This is a genomic window from Salinilacihabitans rarus (assembly GCF_024296665.1).
Classification (GTDB): Archaea; Halobacteriota; Halobacteria; order Halobacteriales; family Natrialbaceae; genus Salinilacihabitans; species Salinilacihabitans rarus.
In genome coordinates this window covers 3,568,779-3,586,549 of sequence record NZ_CP100762.1, presented here as the reverse complement: position 1 = coordinate 3,586,549, position 17,771 = coordinate 3,568,779, and the positions used below count along the sequence as shown (strand labels likewise).

The window sequence follows — 17,771 nt, the reverse complement described above, 5'->3', positions numbered from 1 at the left end:
ATGCACTATTTCGTACAACTTCTACCAGCCGTGTCGAACCGATCCTTCATCATCGTACCCAAACTAATAAATAGATGAAGTCATAATTCATCAGGTATTCACCATGGCACTCGATAGACGGACGCTGGTGAAGTACGTGGCGGGGGCATCCGCGGCCGGCGCCTTCGCGGGCTGTATCAGCACCGAGGATCCGGGATCGGGCGACGAAGACGGCGGCGACGGCGGCGACGGGGGCGCCGACGAGTACGACAGGGACGACGAGTACGAGGCGCTCGAACCTGAAGAAGGCGTCGACGGGGAGGCGACCCTCTGGCACGACCTCACCGAGAGCGCGACGGCGCTGTTCGACGGGAACGTCGACTCGTTCAACAGCGAGTACGCGCCGACGATCCGCGCGGACGCCGTCGCCGAGTTCGTCGACGCGACGACGACGTCGATCCCCGCGGGCGAGGGGCCGGAGCTGTTCCTCTGGGCGCACGACCTCGTGGGCGACTACCAGCAGAACGGCTTCCTCAGCGACCAGAGCGACGAGGTCCGCGTCGACCTCGACCTCTTCGGCGAGGCCGCCGACGCCGCGCAGTTCGACGGCGGCCTGTACGGTCTCCCCTACGCCGCCGAGACCGTCGCGTTGATCTACAACGAGGACTACGTCGACGAACCGCCGGAGACGTTCGAGGAGATGCGCGAGATCATGGAGGAGTACCACGACCCCGAAAACGGGGTCTACGGGCTCTCGCACAACTTCGACGCGTACTTCTACAGCGCGTGGGCCCACTGCTTCGGCGGCTACTACTTCGACGACGAGACCGGGGAACTCGGCATCACGAACGACGAGACCATCGAGGGCCTCGAGTTCGTCCGCGACGAACTCTACCCCTACATGCCCCAGGACTGGGAGTACGAGACGCAGGCGGCCATCTTCGTCGACGGGAACGCCCCGTTCGCGATCAACGGGCCGTGGTTCCTCGGCGACGTCGAGGACTTCGAGGCGAGCGTCGCGCCGTTCCCGACCGTCGACGGTAACGAACCCAGCCCGTACACCGGGATCCAGTTGCTCTACTTCGCCGCCGCGATGGACGACGACGAGGATCGCGCCGCCGCGGCGCGCTCGTTCGCCGAGTGGTACGCGACGAACACCTCGATCGCCGCCCAGATGGCCGCCGAGCAGGGCTACATCCCGGTCCACGAGGCGTTCGTCGAGGACGACGAGGAGGCCGACGAACTCCCCGAGTCGGTCCAGGGCTTCACTCGGGCGGTCGAGCAGGGCATCCCGATGCCGACCGACCCGCGGATGCAGGACGTCTGGGAGCCGATCGAGACGGAGTTCGAGGAGGTGCTGCAGGACAACAAGACCGTCGAGGAGGCGATGGGCGACGCGGAGAGCCAGATCCTCGACGCCTGGGACTGACGGGTACAGATGAGCCTTTCTTCAGTTGGACGACAGACCCGCCAGCGGTACGAAGAGGCCGTTCCATACGGCGTGCGCCGCTGGATCGACGAGAACGGGTCGTTGCTGCTCGTGTTGCCGGGGCTGTTCGCGTTCGCGGCGTTCATGTTCTTCCCGCTTCTCTACACGGCCTACCTCTCGCTGACCGACGCCGAACCCGCGACCGTCTTCGCGGACGGCCCCGGCGGGCTCACCGGCTTCTTCGGCCTCCGCGGCGACGAGACGTTCGTCGGCCTCGAGAACTACGCCGACCTGCTGTCCGTCTCCGCGTCGGTCACCTCCGAGTTCCCCTTCGTCGGCGTCGAGGCCGCGAGCCCGCTGTTCTGGAACTCGATCGGCATCACGATGCTGTTCGTCGCCACGAGCGTGGCGCTGAAGGTCGCGTTCGGGGTCTTCATCGCGATGGTGCTCACGAGCGACCGCGTCCGCGGCAAGCGCTACATGCGCGCGGTCATCATCGTCCCGATGGGGCTGCCGACCATCTTCACGATCACGGTCTGGCGCGGCGTGTTCAGTTCCGCCCGTTTCGGGCTCGCAAACCAGTTTTTCATGTCGCTCGGGTTCGGCCAGCAGGCGTGGCTCCAGGACCGGTGGATCGCGTTTCTCACCTACAACGTCACCGAGATGTGGCTCGCGTACCCGTTTATGGTGCTCATCACGGTGAGCGCGCTACAGGCCGTCCCCGACGAACTCGTCGACGCCGCTAAGGTCGACGGCGCCGGCTACCTCCACCGGTTCTGGCACGTGACCGTCCCATCGATCAAACGGCCGGTCCTGTTCGCGTCGATCCTCACGGCCGCCGCGTCGTTCCAGCAGTTCCTCATCCCGTACGTGTTCAACCGGGGCGGTCCGTCCAGACAGAACGAACTCCTCATCCTGTACGGGTACCGCGAAGCGTTCGCGTTCGACAAGTACGGCGCCGGCGCGGCGATCATGCTCACCGCCGTCGCCTTCGTCGCGATGTTCATGATCGTAGCCGTCAAGAAAGGGCGACTCGCCGAGGGGGTGGACGGAGAATGACGCTCCTCGGCTGGATCGCCCGCAAGATTCGGACCGACGTCGAGAGCGCGCTGAACAAGCCCGCGGACCTCCGCGACGAGGTCGCGTACACGGTCGAGGGGATCCGCGAGGGAACCGTCGACCCGCTCGACGTGGCCAAGACCGCCCTCTCGACGGTCGCGACGCTGGCGTTCGTCGTGGCGTTGCTGTTCCCGGTCGTGTGGATCCTCGGCCTCGCCCTCCAGGGCGAGGGCGGGACCCTGTACTCGACCGAGAGCGCCGGCCTGTTGCCGGGAGAGATCAGCCCGGAGGCGTTCCTCTGGGTGATCGGCGACATCGCCATCCCGTCGGTGACGGTCGCCATCTCGATCCCGCTGACGGACGTCACGTTCTACGTCACGACCCCGCGGGTCGTCTTCCTCGAAGCGAGCGCCTACGGCGTCGAGGAGACCTCGGACTTCTGGCGCTACCTCAAAAACAGCCTCGCGATCGCGATCCCGACCGTGCTCATCGCGCTGGCGCTGATCGTTCCGGGGGCGTACGCCTTCTCCCGGCGGCAGTTCGTCGGCCGGATGAAGATCCTCTACGGCTACGTCCTGTTCACGCAGATCGGCGGCGGCCTCGGCATCGCCGCGCTCATCGCGCTCTATACGATCTTCGTCGGCGTCGGCGCGGCGAACAGCCGCCTCGCGATGTCGATCTACTACGCCGCGCTGGCGGTGCCGTTCAACACCTGGCTGCTCAAGACCTACATGGACTCGATCCCCGTCTCCTACGAGGAGGCGGCGATCATGGACGGCGCCTCGCCGTTCCGGGTCGCCTGGGAGGTCGTCCTCCCGCTGGCGAAACCCGGCCTGGCGACGATCTTCATCTTCATCTTTCTCACCCCGTGGATGGAGTTCATCGTCGCCCAGACCGTCCTGCAGCCGGAAAACTACACGCTCCCGGTCGGGCTGTTCATGCTCATCGACACCTACTCGGTGCCGTGGGGGCGGTTCTCGGCGTTCGCGCTGCTGTACGCCTCGCCGATCGTCTTCATCTACCTCTTCGCCCAGCGGTACATCGAGAGCGGCCTCTCGTTCGGCGGGATGGAAGGCTGACCCGCCCGCCTTCTTGCCCTCGCAGGCTCAACCGTTAGGCGCCCGTTCGTGGTAGCGGGCCGCCCATGACGAGTCTCGGTTACACTCTTTCGAGCGAGGAACACGGCCCGGATCGCCTCGTCGACGTCGCCGTCCGGGCCGAGGCGGCCGGCTTCGACTTCGTCTCGATCTCGGATCACTTCCACCCGTGGATTTCGGCACAGGGGAACGCGCCGTTCGTCTGGTCGACGCTCGGCGCGATCGCCCGCGCGACCGACGAGATCGAGATCGGCGTCGGCGTCACCTGTCCGACGATCCGCATCCACCCCGTCAACGTCGCCCACGCCGTCGCGACGGTCCAGGTGATGGCCGACGGCCGATTCACGTTCGGCGTCGGCACCGGCGAGAACCTGAACGAGCACGTGACGGGTGCGCGCTGGCCCGAACACGAGGTCCGCCTCGAGATGCTAGAGGAGGCGATGGACGTCATGCGGAAACTCTGGACCGGGCGGAACACGAGCCACCGTGGCGAGCACTACACCGTCGAGAACGCCAGACTCTACACGACACCCGACGAGATCCCCGAAATCGTCGTCTCGGCGTTCGGTCCGAAGGCCGCCCGGATGGCCGCCGAGGCGGGCGACGGCCTCTGGACGGTCGGCCCGCAGGAGGCGGTCCGCGAGGCCTACGCCGACGCCGGCGGCGAGGGGCCGACGTACACACAACTCGACGTCTGCTACGCCGAGACCGAGGAGGAAGCCGTCGAGACGGTGTACGAGCGGTGGCCGAACACGGCGCTCTCCGGCGAGTTGAGCCAGGAACTGCCGACGCCGGCACACTTCGAGCAGGCGGCCGCGATGGTCGAACCCGAGGACGTCGCCGAGGGATCGACGGTCACGAGTCCCGATCCGGACGCGCACGTCGAGTCGATCCGGCAGGCGATCGACGCCGGCTTCGACCACGTCTACGTCCACCAGATCGGCGACGACCAGGAGGCGGCGATCGAGTTCTACGAGGAGGAGGTGCTGCCGGCGGTCCGCTGAGCGGGCCGGCGGGTCAGCCGTCGACGAGACTGCGGACGTCCGCCCTGATACGATCCATCACCGCCGCTTCGCACCCGTCGGGCACGTCGAGGTGGCGGAAGTCGTTCATGATGCGGGCCGCCGCCAGCGCTCCGTAGAGCGGGACCGGGGTCGAGACCGCCTCGGCGCGGTCCGGCGCGGCCGTCCGGTAGCCCGACAGCATCGCCTCGCGGACCAGCGGACGCCGGTCCGGGACGTCGGGGAGACCCGCCAGAAAGGCCCCGCCGTAGATGTAGACCGCGAACTCGAAATCGAAGGCCGCGGGCGCGGCGAGCGTGTACCCCCAGTCGAGCACCGCGGTGATCTCGCCGGTTTCGGGGTCGACAAGGAGGTTGTGCAGTCCGTGGTCGTTGCGCCCCAGAACCGGCTCGAACGGTCCGTGGAGGGCGTCGAGTCGCTTCTCGACCCACCGGTTCAGGTCGGACGCCAGGTCCGAAAACCGGGAGTCAGCGAGCCGGTCGAGTTCGCGGGCGGCGTACTCGCGCAGGTAGGACGGCCACTCCTCCCGGGACCCCGCGACGGTCAGGGGCCTCGGATCGCCGCTCGGCCGTTCGCCGGTCAGTTCGGGGCCGTCGTGGCGAACCAGGCCGAACCGATCGACCGCCGGAACCGAGTGCAACTCGGCGAGGTACCGCCCCGTCTCCCGGGCGAGTCGCCGGAGCGCGTCGTCGTCGAGCCGACAGACGCGCTCGTAGGCGACCGCCTCGCCGGGGAGGGCGGTCATGAGGTAGTACGGGGTCGGGAGGGCGTCGCCGTCGTCGACGACGCCGAGCACCTCGGGGACGGGAATCGACGTGCGGGCGTCGAGGACCGCCTGAAGCCGGGCCTCGGTCGGGATCGACCGGGGGTCCCCGTCGGGCGACGCCTTCAGGTACAGCGTACGGCTCGCGCCGCCGTCGTCGACGACGACGCGGGAGACGGAACAGAAGCCGCGTTCGACCGGGACCGCCTCCCGGAGGTCCCACGTCGGTTCGACCGTCCGGACCATCTCCGCGAGGGTCGCGTCCGAAATCTCCCGCGGTTCGGGGACGTCCATACGCCGACTACCGCGGTGTGGCTTAGAATCCTTTCGGTGGTGTGACATGCGGTCGCCCGATCGCCGCTTCCCCATCGGTTTTCACACTCGCACGTGAACCCGCTGCCATGGAGTACGTCACGCTCGGTAACACGGGTACGACCGTCTCGCGACTGTGTTTCGGAACCTGGCGGTTCGCCAAGGAGTCCGACGGCGTGGTCGAGACGGACCGCGAGGAGGCCCACGAGTTGCTCGACGCGGCGTGGGAACGCGGCATCAACTTCGTCGACACCGCCAACGTCTACGGGACGCCACACGGGACCAGCGAGGAGTACATCGGCGAGTGGCTCGAAGACCACGACCGGGAGGACTTCGTGCTCGCCTCGAAGGTCTACTTCCCGTTCGACGGCTGGGGCGACCCCGGCCCGAACGATTCGGGACTCGGGCGCAAACACGTCCGGGCGCAGATCGAGGGGACGCTCGACCGCCTCGGCACCGACTACCTCGACCTCTACTACATCCACCGCTGGGACGAAAACACGCCGATCCGCGAGACGCTCCGGACGCTCACCGAACTCGTCCGCGAGGGGAAAGTCCACTATCTCGGCGCCTCGACGATGGCCGCCTGGCAACTCACGAAGGCCCTCTGGACCGCCGACGTCGACGGCCTCGAACGGTTCGAGGTGACCCAGCCGATGGTCAACGCCGCCCACTACGACGAGGTCGGCGACTACCTCGACGTCTGTGCCGACCGGGACCTCGCGGTCTGCCCGTACTCGCCGCTGGCCGGCGGCTTCCTCACCGGCAAGTACGAGCGCGCCGCGGACGGCTCGGTCGAGGCGCCCGACGGCTCCCGGGGCAGCCTCACCGAGCGCTTCGGCGAGTACTACGCCACCGACACCGCGTGGGACGTACTGGAGGCGGTCGAGTCGGTCGCCGACGAGGTCGACGCGACGCCCTCGCAGGTCTCGCTGCGCTGGCTGATGGATCAGGATCGGTTCACCTGCGTCCCCATCGTCGGCGCGCGCACCGTCGACCAGCTAGACGAGAACGTCGGCGCCGTCGACCTCTCGCTCAGCGACGAACAGTTCGAGCGGATCGACGCCGCCCGGAACGGCGCCGGGGGCGACTGAGCCTCCTTCTCGGCCGGTCACCTGACGCCTTCGGCGGGTTCGGCGGCCCGCTCCGCGCGCCTCTCGCCGGAGGCGTACGCGACGTACGCCGAAAGCAGCGCGATCGCCGCCCCGGAGACGACGGTGCTCCAGAAGATCCCCTGGTCTATCATCTCGATCGCGAACGGGGCGACCGCCGACCACAGCCCCAGCAGGGCGACCAGCGCCATCGCGGCCGTACTCGACGCGCGCAGCGTCCCGATCCGGTAGAAGTTGTAGCCGGCGACGAGGAAGATCGCCGCGCCCACGACCGCGTTGTTCCAGAGGCCGGCCTGCGTCGTCTCGTAGACGGTCGGCGAGAGCGCGATCCACAGGCCGATCACGGAGACGAAGCCGCTGAGCAGCCGCTTGCCCCGGAGGTCGCCGTCGTCCCGGCCTCGACGGCCGGCACTCGCGCGCTCGTCCTCGGCGGTCGTCGCGTCCGCGTCCGTCGTGGGGTCGTCGGATGGCTGGCTCATGCGGCCGTCGCTGGCACGAGTAGCGGCAAAAAGGAGCGCGATCGTTTTGGCCGCGCGCCGTGGATCGGACGACGGCGACCCGCTTGCCCCGCCGTCGTCGCGAAGCTAACGCTCGGTTGGAGCGGTAAACGGAAATTACCCGATCGGCGCCGTCAGAACGCCGGCAGCGCGACGAGTGCGTCGACGAGGATCGCCACCAGCACGGCGCCGAGGAAGGCGTTCGAGGCGTGGAACGCGCGGAACGCCGCCGAGTCGGTCTGCTCGAAGTGCAGCGAGACGGCGTACCGGAGGAAGACCCCGCCGAAGACGACGACCGTGACGGCGTAGACGGCCCCGAGGTCGGTAAGCCAGGCGAGCGCGACCGTGGCGACGAACGTCGCTGCGATGTAGTAGAGGATGTGCTTTCGGGTCTCGGTCTCGCCGCGGACGACCGGCATCATCGGGAAGCCACCGCGGGCGTAGTCGTCGCGGTAGGCGAGCGCGAGGTTGTAGAAGTGCGCGGGCGTCCAGAGGAAGATGACGCCGGCGAGCGCGAGCGCGGGGACGCCGATCTCGTTCGTGACCGCCGCCCAGCCGATCAGCGCGGGCAACGCCCCCGCGACGCCGCCGATGACGGTATTCTGGACGGTGTTGGGCTTGAGAACCAGCGTGTAGACGACGCTGTAAAAGAGGATCGCGGCGAGGCCAAGCCCCGCGGCCAGCGCGTTGATCGAGAGGAAGACGGTCGTCGACGCGGCCGCGAGGAACAGCCCGAACAGCACCGCGTTCCGCGCGGGGATCAGGTCGGTCGCGAGCGGCCGGTCGGCGGTCCGCGACATCCGGCGGTCGACGTCGCGTTCGAGGACGTGGTTGAAAGTGCCGCTCGCGCCGATCGCGAGGACGCCGCCGCCGAGGGTCGCGACGATGGTGTGGGCGTCGAGGTCGGGGCCGGCCGCCAGCGCCATCCCGGCCGCGGCGACGAGACAGAGCAGCCACATCAGCCGCGGTTTCATCATCCTGACGTAGGCGACCGCGGTCAGTCGGGCGCGGGCGAGGCCGCCCTCGGGGAGTCGCCGCGGGGTCGCCTCCTCGTCCGCGAGGGGGTCCGGGGCCGGCTCGGGTGCGGGGTCGGTCGCCTCGTCGTCGGTCCCGGTGGCGGCTTCGAGGTCCCACGCGAGCGCGACGACGACCGCCGAGAGGATGACGACGCCGAGCGCGAGGTGCAGGCCGGGAGCGATCGCGCCGGGGCCGTCGACAGCCGTCAGCGCGCCGACGCCCACCTGAACGACGTAGAGGACGAACGCGGCGACCAGCGCGGCACGGACGCGCCGCGGGGCGTCGCCGAGGACGCCGACCGCCGTCGAGGCGACGACGAGCAGGCCGACGACGGCGGCGGCGAGGCGGTGGCCCCACGCGATCGCGAGTTCGGTCTGGCTCAGCGGGTCGGTCGGCGCGTGGCAGGTCGGCCACGTCGTACACGCCGCGGCGGCGTCGGTGAGCGACGTCGTCGCGCCGACGACCAGCAGGAGGTAGACGCCGAGCGCAGTGGCTGCGAGCAGCGCCGAGAAACGGGGTCGCGTCCCGATCGGTCGGGGGAAGGCCTCGGTATCCACGGCTACGTACGGAACCGTACGACTCCGCGTATATAGGAACCTCGCTTTTGCGGGCGCGGCCTCCGACGGGACCCTCGCGCGACGCGACGCGGGCCAAGAGCCATCACCGTGGGGCGCGTCGTCGGACCCGTGAGCCGGCCGGAGCCTCGCGCCGCCGACCGCGACGACCCCGAGACCGCCGTCCCGGCGGACGCGGCCGCCGTCGCCTGCCCCTACTGCGACCGGCCGTTCCCCGAGGAGCGCCTGCGGACGCTCCACCTCGGGCACTCCCACCCCGACCGGATCGACGCGAGCGAGCGCGCGGCGTTCGAGGCGGCATACGACGCCGAGGGCGCCGAGTTGCGCCGGTTCCGGTTGCTCGCGCTCGCCGCGGTGGTCGCGACGTACTTCGGCCTGCTGTTCGTCTACGCGGTCGTGACCTGACTCACATGCCCATGTCCGCGGCCGCCGCCGGCACCGGCAGGTCCTGTGGCGGGACGCCCAGCAACTCCGCGGCGTGGTCGAGGGCCATCTCGAAGCCGTAGTACCGTTCGAGTTCGTCGCCGTCGGCCGCCCGCCTGACCGCGAGCATGGCGTACCCGTCGCGGTTCTGGGCGACCGCCGCGGTCCGGCCGTCGCGGTCGAACACGAGGAGCCGTTCGGTCTCCGTCTCGCGGTAGGTCGCGGTCACGCCGGCGGCCTCGGCCGTTCGCTCGTCTGCCATGGCGGGTGGTCGGGACGGGACGGACGGAAACGTGTCGGTTCGACCCGACGCTACGCCGCCTCGAACGCCGCCGCGAGGGCCGACTCGATCGCCTCGACCTTGCTCCGGTCGTACAGCGCCGCCGCCGGGTGAAACGACGGGACGACGAGCCGTCCCTCGCGCTCGACCTCGCGGCCGTGGAGGTCGGTGATCGTCCCGTCGACGTCGAGGATCGCGTCCGTCGCGAAGCTCCCGAGCGGGACGAGGACGGCCGGGTCGACGCGCTCGATCTCGGCGTCGAGTACCGGCCGCCAGGCCGCGATTTCGGCGACGTGGGGGTCGCGGTTCTCCGGCGGGCGCACCTTCACGAGGTTGGTGACGTAGAGGTCCCCGCGGTCGCGGCCGATCGCCGCGAGCGCTCGATCGAGTTGCTCGCCGGCCCGTCCGACGAACGGCTCGCCCTGCGCGACCTCCTGACCGCCCGGGGCCTCGCCGACGAGCATCACGGCCGCCGAGAGCGGCCCGACGCCGGGGACGAACCGCTCGGGGTCGCGGTGCTCCTCCGGGACGCTCGCGAGCGCGTCCGCGAAGACGTCGTCGAACGCCCGGTCGGCGGGGATCCGGTCTGCCATGGCGTGCGGTACGGCCGACCCGGGAAACACGCTTGGCCCTACGTATTCAGCCCGCGGGGGCGGAACCGACATCGCTTTGGGCGTCCCCTCGGGAGTCGGTGGCGTGAGCCGCGAGACCGACGTCGAAGGCGAGACGCTGCTCGCGGAGTTCCGGCCGGCCCGCGCCGTCGCGGCGCGCTGGGTCGTCGTCTCCACGACCGGCTTCTTCGCGTTCGCGTACCTCTTCGGGGCCGTCGTCGCCGCCGTCGAGGGCCGCCCGCTCGAACCGATCGTCGTCTCGGCCTCCTCGCGGCCGGACCTCCTCCCGCTGGTCGCGACGCTGCTGGCGCTGGTCGCGCTGGTCGTCGTCCCGCACGAACTGCTCCACGGGCTGTTCATGGCCCGCTACGGGGGCCGCCCCGAGTACGGCGTCGGCGTCTCGGGGTTCCTGCTGCCGTACGCCTACGCGCGGACCGAGGGGACGACCTACGCGCGCGACGAGATGCTCGCCGTCCTGCTCGCACCGTTCGTGGTCATCACGCTCGCCGGCCTCGCGCTGTTGCCGGTCCTGCCCGTCCAGCCGATCGCCCTCGCGCTCGCGGCCAACGCCGCGGGGTCGATCGGCGACCTCTGGATGGCTGCCGTCCTGCTGCGGTACCCCTCGTCGGTCCGCGTCGGCGAACGCCCCGACGGCGCGGACGGGATGGGGATCTACGGCCCGGCCGACGCGGCCGGGAGCGCGTTCGATTCGCCCCGGCTGGCCGCCTTCTCTCTCGGCGCCGTCTACGCGCTCGCCGCGGTCGTCGCGGGGCTGTTCGCGCTGGTGTTCGCCTCGCTCGCGTTCGCCACCGGCGACGTCGTCCTCGGCGACCCCGACGGCCGCTGGTTCCTCTTCCGGCACGAACTCCACCGCGGGAACCGCGAGGCCGTCGTCGAGGTCGGCGTCCCGGCGGTCCTCGCGCTGTCGGCCGCCGGCGGACTGGCGCGGGTCGCGTTCTCGGCGGTCCGCGACCGTCTCGGCGGCGAACCGTAACCCTCGAACGCCTCCCCCGCGAACCTCCCGCGCATGGCGAAGTGGCTCCGGAGCGGCCGACGGCGGGACCTCTGTCTCCTGCTCGCGGCCGGCGGCGAGATGCGCGGCCAGCAGCTGAAATCCGCCCTCGAATCCCACTACGACGAGCGCGTCGAACCGACGGCGTTCTACGGGTCGCTGTCGGCGCTCGTCGACGCGGGGTTCGTCGAGAAGCGCACCGAGGGACTGCACGACGTCTACTCGCTGACCGAGGCGGGCGAACGCCGGACGCGCGAACACGGCGAGTGGGTCCGGAAGTGTCTCGCGGGCGAGTGACCGTCCGGCGCACCATCACCGCGCCGGCGTCGGTTCGCCCGTCGGTCGCGACGGACGGCCGAGCAGGAATCCGACCGCCGCGCCGGGGAGCGTGAACGGCAGCGTCACGGCGACGAACGCGAGCAGCGAGACGAACTTCGCCGGGTCGACGTCCGGGGGCAGCCACCGGCCGCGACGGACGCCGACGCCGACGACGATCCCGACCGCCGGCAGCAGGAGCGGGAGGACGACCCCGAGGAGCGCGCCGGCGAGCGGCGGCAGGCGGATCCCGAACGGCGCCAGTTCGGTCACGGTGGTGAGCGCCACGCCCGTCGGGTCGCCGTCGTAGGCGACCGTCGCGAGGAGGACGCCGGCCCAGACGCCGACGACGACCGACGACTCCCGGGTCGTCGGCCGCGCTCGCCCGCGGGTCGCCGTCAGCGCGCCGAGCGCGAGCGAGAGCGCGCCGGCGAAGCCGACCGGGACGCGGAACGATTCGGGGAGGACGGGCGGGGAGCGATCGACCGACTCGATCGTGACGCGGTACTCGACGCCGTCCACCGTGACGACGCCGAGGCCCGTCTCGTACAGACCGTCCACAGGAACCGCCTCGCGGCTCTCGTAGCGCGGCCAGTCGTCCTCCGAGGGGTCGTCGGATACCTCGACCGCCGCCTCGACGGCCGCCGCCGTCTCGGGCGGGAGGTCCACGATCGGCGTCGACTCCGCGCCGGAGACGAGCCGGACCTCGCTCGCACGGAGTTCGTGCGCGTCCTCGGCGTGGTACGGCCAGCAGTAGAACGGGTTGACGAGCAGACCGACGCCGAGGGCGAGCAGGAGGGCGGCGCGGGCGCGGGGCGACATCGCCCGGAGGTCGCGTTTCGTGTGATATATGTGTACTGACTCGCCGGTTGACGAACGCGAACCGAGACTACGGACGTCCGGACGGCTACTCGCCCTCGAACAGGTCACCGACGCGCGAGACCTCGACCGTCGCGTCGGCGCCCTCGACGACGTCGGCGGCGGCTAACTCCTCGACTATCTCCCGGAACGTCTCCTCGACCGCCTCGCGGTCGTCCACCCGGGGTGCGACGAGCAGTCCCTCCGGCGTGGCGTAGAGCGTCGGCCGATCGGAGTCGAAGCCGTACACCGGGAACGGATAGCGTTCGGGTTCGTAGCGGAAGTGCTGGAGTCCGATGCAGATAACGACCGCGTTGAGAGAGAGCGCTTCGTGGAGATCGGCCACGCCCACCTCGTGGTGGGCGGTCAGGTGCGCGAACGGCCGGAGTTCGTCCGCGTCCCACTCGACGGCGTCGTCCTCGACGTCGACTCCCAGTTCTTCCAGCGTTCCTGTCGCCACGACGAACGATAACGGGACGTCCCGGTCGGCGAGGCGCGCCGCGAGGCGGCCGTACACGCTACCGGTCCGACCGTCGGCGTCCGCCGTGGCACCCGGGCCGGTGGACGTAGACCCCGTAGGCCACCCGACGCGGAACGCCCCGTCGAGCGCTCGTCGGGCGGCCGTCTCGACGCGGCCGTCGTGGACGCGGGCGATCCACTCCAGGAACGCCCGGTCGCCGGCCGGGTCGGGGTCGTCCTCGACCGGGACGAACCGGCCGAGCGCCCGCACGACCTCCGCTCGTCGCTCGTCGACGACCGGTTTGCGCTGCAGCGCCGGGCGGAGTCGCTCCCGGAGCCAGTCCCGGTCGACCCCGGCCCCGGCGGCCAGTGCCGGCGAGTGGGCGAACGCCACCGCGGCCGCGGTGCGGTGGCGCATCTCGCGTCGCGGGGCGACCGCCTCCGTGTGGGCCCAGTCGAGTAGTATCCCGCGGTACTCGTCGACCGCGTTGGCGTCGGCGCTCGCGACTCGACCGAGCGTCGCGGCCGCGAGGAACGCCGAGTCGGACCCTCCGTCGGCCCCGTCGAGCAGGGGAGCGAACGCGTCGACCGAGCCACGGAAGGCGGTCGGATCGGCGCGGGCCACCTGAAGCGCGATCCGGAACACCGAACTCGAACTCGAACCGGCGCGTCCCCTGGTGACGACAACGTCCGCCAGCGAGGACACGCCGCTCTCGACGGCGAGGATGGTCTCGGGGTCGTTCTCGACGACCGCCGCGAGGGCCCGGGTGGCACGGTACGTGGGGTCGGGGTCGGTGACGGCGTCGATCAGTCGTCTCGCGACCGAACGGTCGACGGGAGCGACGGCCTCCAGGACCGTCCTCGCTCCGACGGCCCGCCCGTCCCACTCGCTGTCGACGACGACCGACAGACACGCGTCGACGGCCGCGGACGCGTCGCTGATCCGCTCGGGGTCGAGTCTGGCGAGGACGCCCAGGGTTCGCACGGCGTCGCCGTCGGTCGGGTCGTCGGCGACGGCCGCGGCGACGCTCGCCGGGTCGACCGCGGAGAGAATCGCGTCGGTGACCGTGTCGGCGGCCTCGACGCCGAACGACGCGAGCGCCTCCTGGTCCCGCTGGCGGATCGAGAGCCCCTCCCCGGTCTCGGCGGTTTCGCGCTCGTGGCGTCGTTCGATCGCCTCTCGGTGGTGTTCCTCACAGAGGTCGTACTCGGTGGCGGTGGCGTGGGTCAACTCGTGGGTCACGACGCGGCAGTCGGCACACGACTCGGCCCACGCCTCGACGGTCGTCCGGATGTCGGCGTCGTCGAACTGCATCGGTCAGTAGCTGGTGGTCACGGTCGCGCCGGCGGCGGCGTACGCCTCGAACAGCGTCACCCAGAACTCGAACTCGTCCCGGTCGTCGATCATGGGGTACTCCTCGGCCATCCGGGGTTCGTACTCGAGTTTGCCCAGCGCAGCGGCTATCTCCCGGAGCCCCTCGTTCGAGACCTCCGGCGGCGGAAACCCGTGGCCGGACTCTCCGGCGACGAACCGCAGTTTGGCCCAGTGCGTTTCGCCGGTGAGGAGCGTCGTCTCCTCGTCGTCCCACGTCCGGTCCGCGGCCCGTGCGTTGGGTTCGTCCATTTCGACCGTCACGAACCGCGAGGGCGGGAGGTGGAACCTGATACTCGGAAGTCCCATCGTACCGCCCTCACTTTAGCAACCGATCGCCGATCGTGTTCCGCAGGATCTCGCTCGTCCCCTCGTAGATCTCGTTGAGTTTGGCGTCGCGGTAGAACCGTTCGGCGGCGAAGTCCTTCGTGTAGCCGTAGCCGCCGTGGATCTGGATGCCCTCGTTTGCCACCTCGCGGGAGACCTCGCTCGCGTAGAGTTTCGCCTGGGCGGCCTCCTTGATGTAGTCCTCGCCGCGGATCTTGTTGTCGGCGGCCTTGTGCATCAGCAGTTTGGCGGCCTGGATCTTCGTGTCCATGTCCGCCAGTTTGTGCTTGATCGACTGGAACTCGCCGATGGGCTGGCCGAACTGCTCGCGCTCTTTCGCGTACCGGCGGGCCTCGTCGAACGCGGCGCGGGCGATGCCGACCCCGCGGGCGGCGATGGTGATCCGGCCGCCGTTCAGCGTCTTGAGCGCCTGCACGAAGCCGTCGCCCTCCTCGCCGATGAGGCGGTCTTCGGGGACCCGGAGGTCGTCGAAGCGGAGTTCGGCGGTCGGACAGCCCTTGTCGCCGAGTTTCTCCTCGGTGCCCTCGACGTGGAAGCCGTCGTCCTCGTCGGGGCGGACGACGAACGAGGAGATGCCGCGGTTGCCCGCCTCGGGGTCGGTCTTCGCGAAGACGGTGATCGTGTCGGCGACCGAACCGTTCGAGATCCAGAGTTTGCCGCCGTTCAGGACGTACTCGTCGCCGTCGCGTTCGGCGGTCGTCTCCATCGACGGGACGTCGCTGCCCGCGCCGGCCTCCGAGAGCGCGAACGCCCCGATGTCCCGGCCCTCGGCGAGGGGGGTCAGGTACTCCTCCTTCTGGGCCTCGTCGCCGAACTCGTAGATCATGTTGCCCGCCAGCGAGATGTGGGCGGCGACGATCGTCCCGAGGCCGCCCGACCCGCGCGAGATCTCCTCGATGCCGATCGCGTAGGAGTGGTAATCGAGACCGGCGCCGCCGTACTCCTCGGGGAAGGGCATTCCCATGAGGCCGAGGTCGGCCATCTCGCTCACCAACTCGCGGGGGAACTCGTCGTCGTGGTCGATCTCGTCGGCGACGGGGACGACCTCCTCGTCGACGAATTCGGCGACCATCTCCCTGATCTGTCGTTGCTCCGGCGTGAGCGCGAAGTCCATGGGCGATCAATGGGGGGGTCGATCCTTTACTGTTTTTGTACCGGGTTCGGCGGCCGGCGAGACGAGTTCCGCGACCGGGGTGTTTTTGCGGGATGCGGTCGAAACGGCAACGAGTAGATGACTACGGGCCAGCACGACGTCACGATCGAAGCCGACCTCGAGTGGTGCTACGAGGCGGTCCATGGCGTCTCGCGGACGTTTTCGATCACAGTCGACCGACTCGAAGAGCCGATGGCGAGGCACATCTGTCTGGGGTATCTCCTCTGTAGGGTCGCCGACACGATCGAGGACGCGGGACACATCCCGCCGGCGACGCAGACGGAACTGCTCACCAACTACAACCGACTACTGGATCCGACCGACGGCTACGACGTCGACCGGTTCATGGCGGACGTCGAGCCGTGGCTGCCGGCTCCCGAGGACCGCGACGACGACTGGACGGTCGTCGCGGAGACGCCCCGCGTGCTGCGGACCTTCGAGGCCCTCGCGGACGAACCCCGCGAGATCATGCGCGACCCGGTGCGCGAACTCGTCGGCGGGATGGCGATGTTCACCGACCGCTACGCCGACGAGGGCGGCCTCCGACTGCAGACCCTCGAGGAACTCGAGGAGTACTGCTGGTACGCCGCCGGCACCGTCGGGACGCTCATCACCGGCCTCGTCGCGCGCGGGGCCTCCGGCGAGCGCGCCGCGGAACTGCGCGACAACGCCCGCGCGTTCGCCCTGCTGCTCCAGTTGGTCAACATCGCCAAGGACGTCCAGCGTGACTACCACGAGGAGAACAACGTCTACCTCCCCGCCGAGTGGCTCGCCGAGGAGGACGTCGACGTCGAGCGCGTCACCGACGCCGACAACCACGGCGGCGTGACGAACGTGATCCGCCGGGTGATCGGCCGCGCCGAGGGCTACCTCGACGACGCCCAGCGCTACCTCGAAGTCGTCCCCGAACACCGCGGCAACACCCTCTCGGCGTGGGCGATTCCGTACCTGCTCGCGGTCGGCACCCTGCGGGAACTGCGCGAGCGCCCCGAGGACGTCGTCCGCGAGGGCAACGTCAAGGTCTCCCGCGCGGAGGTGTACGCGCTGCTCCAGCAGTTCGAGCACGGCGTCTCCCGGTCGAACCTCGAGGAGTTGCGCCGCGAGATGGCCGAGAAGCCGCTGCACCAGTGAGGGGGCGTCGGACGAACGCGAGGCCGTGCTGGCCTCAGTACTCGTAGAAGCCCCGCCCCGTCTTCTTCCCGAGGTCGCCCGCCTCGACCTTGCGCTTGAGCAGGTACGCCGGCTTGTAGCGGTCGCCGAGTTCCTCGTAGAGCGTCTCGGAGGCGTGCAGGCAGACGTCTAGCCCGATATGGTCGGCGAGCGTCAGCGGCCCCATCGGGACGTTCGTCCCGAGGGTCATCCCGCGGTCGATGTCCTCCTTCGAGGCGACGTCCTCGTCGTAGGCGCGGATGCCCTCGTTGATCCAGGGCATCAGGATGCGGTTCGTGACGAAGCCGGGCTTGTCGTCGGACTCCCAGGTGGTCTTCCCGAGGTCCGCGGCGAGGTCGTGGGCGAGGGCCGTCACCTCGTCGCTCGTCTTCTCGCCGACGACGACCTCGACACCCTCCATGATCGGGACGGGGTTCATGAAGTGCAGGCCGATCACGCGCTCGGGGTTCGAGAGCGGCGAGGCGATGGACGTGATCGAGAGCGTGCTCGTGTTCGTCGCCAGCAGCACGTCCTCGTCGCAGACTGCCTCGAGGTCCCGGAAAATCTCCTTCTTGACGTCCATGTCCTCGACGGCGGCCTCGACGACCACGTCGCAGTCGGCCAGGTCCGCGAGCGTCGTCGTCCCCTCGACGCGCCCGAGGACCGTCTCCGGGTCCGCTTCGAGGGCGTCCTTGGCGTCGAGTCGGCCCAGACTGTCCTCGATGGAGTCGAACCCGTTCTCGACGAACTCCGCCTCGACGTCGCGCATCACGACGTCGTAGCCGTTCGTCGCGGCGACCTGCGCGATGCCGCTGCCCATCGTGCCCGCGCCGACGACGCCGACGCGGTCGATCGTCTCGCGTACCATGCGGGGCACTTCTTGGGACCGGGTCGTAAGCCTGCCGGTGAGGTGCGGGGCGAATCGGCCG

The 17,771-nt window shown here is 69.9% G+C and carries 19 protein-coding genes; 9 read left to right on the top strand and 10 right to left on the bottom strand.

Annotation, left to right across the window (positions count from 1 at the left end; all coding sequences use genetic code 11):
• Positions 1-103: 103 nt before the first annotated feature.
• The 4 genes from NKG98_RS18780 to NKG98_RS18765 all read left to right on the top strand — a co-directional run bounded on the left by NKG98_RS18780 (position 104) and on the right by NKG98_RS18765 (position 4,568).
• On the top strand, positions 104-1,408 hold the full coding sequence (locus NKG98_RS18780; protein ID WP_254767655.1) for an extracellular solute-binding protein: 1,305 nt from the start codon (positions 104-106) through the stop codon (positions 1,406-1,408).
• A 9-nt stretch (positions 1,409-1,417) separates the two neighbouring features.
• Positions 1,418-2,467 carry a carbohydrate ABC transporter permease gene (locus NKG98_RS18775; RefSeq protein WP_254767654.1) on the top strand — a complete coding sequence of 350 codons (1,050 nt, stop codon included), beginning with the start codon at positions 1,418-1,420 and terminating at the stop codon, positions 2,465-2,467.
• Positions 2,464-3,546: a sugar ABC transporter permease gene (locus NKG98_RS18770; protein WP_254767653.1), complete on the top strand. Its 1,083-nt coding sequence runs from the start codon at positions 2,464-2,466 to the stop codon at positions 3,544-3,546. The genes NKG98_RS18775 and NKG98_RS18770 overlap by 4 nt, the downstream gene beginning before the upstream one ends.
• Before the next feature lie 65 nt (positions 3,547-3,611).
• The gene (locus NKG98_RS18765; protein ID WP_254767652.1) at positions 3,612-4,568 is read left to right on the top strand and encodes a TIGR03557 family F420-dependent LLM class oxidoreductase; all 957 of its coding nucleotides are present in this window, start codon (positions 3,612-3,614) and stop codon (positions 4,566-4,568) included.
• Positions 4,569-4,581: 13 nt separating this feature from the next.
• Here NKG98_RS18765 and NKG98_RS18760 read toward each other — a convergent pair whose 3' ends face one another.
• On the bottom strand, positions 4,582-5,643 hold the full coding sequence (locus tag NKG98_RS18760) for a phosphotransferase family protein (protein ID WP_254767651.1): 1,062 nt from the start codon (positions 5,641-5,643) through the stop codon (positions 4,582-4,584).
• Positions 5,644-5,750: 107 nt separating this feature from the next.
• On the opposite strand from NKG98_RS18760, the gene NKG98_RS18755 reads away from it, so the two are divergent.
• Complete coding sequence (locus NKG98_RS18755; protein ID WP_254767650.1) at positions 5,751-6,755, top strand: aldo/keto reductase; 1,005 nt, start codon at positions 5,751-5,753, stop codon at positions 6,753-6,755.
• Positions 6,756-6,772: 17 nt separating this feature from the next.
• Here NKG98_RS18755 and NKG98_RS18750 read toward each other — a convergent pair whose 3' ends face one another.
• A complete protein-coding gene (locus tag NKG98_RS18750; protein WP_254767649.1) occupies positions 6,773-7,252 on the bottom strand; it encodes an SPW repeat domain-containing protein in 480 nt (159 codons plus the stop codon).
• Between the two features lie 152 nt (positions 7,253-7,404).
• Complete coding sequence (locus NKG98_RS18745; RefSeq protein ID WP_254767648.1) at positions 7,405-8,844, bottom strand: heme o synthase; 1,440 nt, start codon at positions 8,842-8,844, stop codon at positions 7,405-7,407.
• Positions 8,845-8,973: 129 nt separating this feature from the next.
• On the opposite strand from NKG98_RS18745, the gene NKG98_RS18740 reads away from it, so the two are divergent.
• Entirely contained in the window at positions 8,974-9,267 is a 294-nt protein-coding gene (locus NKG98_RS18740; RefSeq protein ID WP_254767647.1) for a DUF7410 domain-containing protein, read from the top strand.
• 1 nt (position 9,268) lies between these two features.
• Here the strand turns inward: NKG98_RS18740 and NKG98_RS18735 are convergent, their stop codons facing one another.
• Positions 9,269-9,547 carry a DUF7111 family protein gene (locus NKG98_RS18735; protein WP_254767646.1) on the bottom strand — a complete coding sequence of 93 codons (279 nt, stop codon included), beginning with the start codon at positions 9,545-9,547 and terminating at the stop codon, positions 9,269-9,271.
• A gap of 50 nt (positions 9,548-9,597) precedes the next feature.
• Entirely contained in the window at positions 9,598-10,158 is a 561-nt protein-coding gene (locus tag NKG98_RS18730) for a uracil-DNA glycosylase (protein ID WP_254767645.1), read from the bottom strand.
• A 103-nt stretch (positions 10,159-10,261) separates the two neighbouring features.
• On the opposite strand from NKG98_RS18730, the gene NKG98_RS18725 reads away from it, so the two are divergent.
• The gene (locus NKG98_RS18725) at positions 10,262-11,170 is read left to right on the top strand and encodes a DUF3267 domain-containing protein (protein ID WP_254767644.1); all 909 of its coding nucleotides are present in this window, start codon (positions 10,262-10,264) and stop codon (positions 11,168-11,170) included.
• 33 nt (positions 11,171-11,203) lie between these two features.
• Complete coding sequence (locus NKG98_RS18720) at positions 11,204-11,485, top strand: PadR family transcriptional regulator (RefSeq protein ID WP_254767643.1); 282 nt, start codon at positions 11,204-11,206, stop codon at positions 11,483-11,485.
• A gap of 15 nt (positions 11,486-11,500) precedes the next feature.
• Here NKG98_RS18720 and NKG98_RS18715 read toward each other — a convergent pair whose 3' ends face one another.
• The 4 genes from NKG98_RS18715 to NKG98_RS18700 form a co-directional block, all read right to left on the bottom strand.
• Positions 11,501-12,325 carry a hypothetical protein gene (locus tag NKG98_RS18715; RefSeq protein ID WP_254767642.1) on the bottom strand — a complete coding sequence of 275 codons (825 nt, stop codon included), beginning with the start codon at positions 12,323-12,325 and terminating at the stop codon, positions 11,501-11,503.
• A gap of 85 nt (positions 12,326-12,410) precedes the next feature.
• Positions 12,411-14,135 (bottom strand): hypothetical protein, encoded by a 1,725-nt coding sequence (locus NKG98_RS18710; RefSeq protein ID WP_254767641.1) that lies wholly within the window; start codon positions 14,133-14,135, stop codon positions 12,411-12,413.
• Between the two features lie 3 nt (positions 14,136-14,138).
• Complete coding sequence (locus tag NKG98_RS18705) at positions 14,139-14,501, bottom strand: hypothetical protein (protein ID WP_254767640.1); 363 nt, start codon at positions 14,499-14,501, stop codon at positions 14,139-14,141.
• Between the two features lie 10 nt (positions 14,502-14,511).
• Complete coding sequence (locus NKG98_RS18700) at positions 14,512-15,654, bottom strand: acyl-CoA dehydrogenase (RefSeq protein ID WP_254767639.1); 1,143 nt, start codon at positions 15,652-15,654, stop codon at positions 14,512-14,514.
• Positions 15,655-15,771: 117 nt separating this feature from the next.
• On the opposite strand from NKG98_RS18700, the gene NKG98_RS18695 reads away from it, so the two are divergent.
• Complete coding sequence (locus NKG98_RS18695; RefSeq protein ID WP_254767638.1) at positions 15,772-16,824, top strand: phytoene/squalene synthase family protein; 1,053 nt, start codon at positions 15,772-15,774, stop codon at positions 16,822-16,824.
• A 34-nt stretch (positions 16,825-16,858) separates the two neighbouring features.
• Here NKG98_RS18695 and NKG98_RS18690 read toward each other — a convergent pair whose 3' ends face one another.
• A complete protein-coding gene (locus NKG98_RS18690; RefSeq protein ID WP_254767637.1) occupies positions 16,859-17,710 on the bottom strand; it encodes a 3-hydroxyacyl-CoA dehydrogenase family protein in 852 nt (283 codons plus the stop codon).
• Positions 17,711-17,771: the final 61 nt, after the last annotated feature.

Bases quoted from the DNA above. Each gene is read 5' to 3' on its own strand.
- NKG98_RS18780 (WP_254767655.1), top strand. From the start codon at position 104: ATGGCACTCGATAGACGGACGCTGGTGAAGTACGTGGCGGGGGCATCC.
- NKG98_RS18775 (WP_254767654.1), top strand. From the start codon at position 1,418: ATGAGCCTTTCTTCAGTTGGACGACAGACCCGCCAGCGGTACGAAGAG.
- NKG98_RS18770 (WP_254767653.1), top strand. From the start codon at position 2,464: ATGACGCTCCTCGGCTGGATCGCCCGCAAGATTCGGACCGACGTCGAG.
- NKG98_RS18765 (WP_254767652.1), top strand. From the start codon at position 3,612: ATGACGAGTCTCGGTTACACTCTTTCGAGCGAGGAACACGGCCCGGAT.
- NKG98_RS18760 (WP_254767651.1), bottom strand. From the start codon at position 5,643: ATGGACGTCCCCGAACCGCGGGAGATTTCGGACGCGACCCTCGCGGAG.
- NKG98_RS18755 (WP_254767650.1), top strand. From the start codon at position 5,751: ATGGAGTACGTCACGCTCGGTAACACGGGTACGACCGTCTCGCGACTG.
- NKG98_RS18750 (WP_254767649.1), bottom strand. From the start codon at position 7,252: ATGAGCCAGCCATCCGACGACCCCACGACGGACGCGGACGCGACGACC.
- NKG98_RS18735 (WP_254767646.1), bottom strand. From the start codon at position 9,547: ATGGCAGACGAGCGAACGGCCGAGGCCGCCGGCGTGACCGCGACCTAC.
- NKG98_RS18730 (WP_254767645.1), bottom strand. From the start codon at position 10,158: ATGGCAGACCGGATCCCCGCCGACCGGGCGTTCGACGACGTCTTCGCG.
- NKG98_RS18720 (WP_254767643.1), top strand. From the start codon at position 11,204: ATGGCGAAGTGGCTCCGGAGCGGCCGACGGCGGGACCTCTGTCTCCTG.
- NKG98_RS18715 (WP_254767642.1), bottom strand. From the start codon at position 12,325: ATGTCGCCCCGCGCCCGCGCCGCCCTCCTGCTCGCCCTCGGCGTCGGT.
- NKG98_RS18710 (WP_254767641.1), bottom strand. From the start codon at position 14,135: ATGCAGTTCGACGACGCCGACATCCGGACGACCGTCGAGGCGTGGGCC.
- NKG98_RS18705 (WP_254767640.1), bottom strand. From the start codon at position 14,501: ATGGGACTTCCGAGTATCAGGTTCCACCTCCCGCCCTCGCGGTTCGTG.
- NKG98_RS18700 (WP_254767639.1), bottom strand. From the start codon at position 15,654: ATGGACTTCGCGCTCACGCCGGAGCAACGACAGATCAGGGAGATGGTC.
- NKG98_RS18695 (WP_254767638.1), top strand. From the start codon at position 15,772: ATGACTACGGGCCAGCACGACGTCACGATCGAAGCCGACCTCGAGTGG.
- NKG98_RS18690 (WP_254767637.1), bottom strand. From the start codon at position 17,710: ATGGTACGCGAGACGATCGACCGCGTCGGCGTCGTCGGCGCGGGCACG.